This window comes from Bacillus sp. 05T31 (assembly GCF_056396725.1).
The window spans coordinates 1-372 of record NZ_JBFTMA010001496.1; the positions used below are offsets into that span (position 1 = coordinate 1).

At 55.1% G+C, this 372-nt stretch carries 3 tRNA genes; all 3 read right to left on the reverse strand.

Annotated elements, in window-relative coordinates:
• Positions 1 to 91: transfer RNA gene (locus tag AC1DJR_RS34030), tRNA-OTHER, on the reverse strand.
• 3 nt (positions 92 to 94) lie between these two features.
• Positions 95 to 183 (reverse strand) — tRNA-Leu (locus tag AC1DJR_RS34035).
• A gap of 16 nt (positions 184 to 199) precedes the next feature.
• A tRNA-Gly gene (locus AC1DJR_RS34040) sits at positions 200 to 274 on the reverse strand.
• Between the last annotated feature and the right edge of the window lie 98 nt (positions 275 to 372).

Consider the following 372-nt stretch of genomic DNA (forward strand, 5'->3'; position numbering starts at 1 on the left):
CGCGCCCGAGAGGAGTCGAACCCCTAACCTCTTGATCCCCCTAACCTCTTGATCCGTAGTCAAACGCTCTATCCAATTGAGCTACGGGCGCATATGGTGCCGAGGGCGGGGGTCGAACCCGCACGGTGGTCACCCACCGCAGGATTTTAAGTCCTGTGCGTCTGCCTGTTCCGCCACCCCGGCATGTCATACTGAAAATTGGAGCGGAAGACGGGATTCGAACCCGCGACCCCAACCTTGGCAAGGTTGTATTCTACCACTGAACTACTTCCGCAAGACATGTTTGAGTTATTTTATTAAAAGTGCGGGTGAAGGGAGTCGAACCCCCACGCCAAAGGCGCTAGATCCTAAGTCTAGTGCGTCTGCCAATTC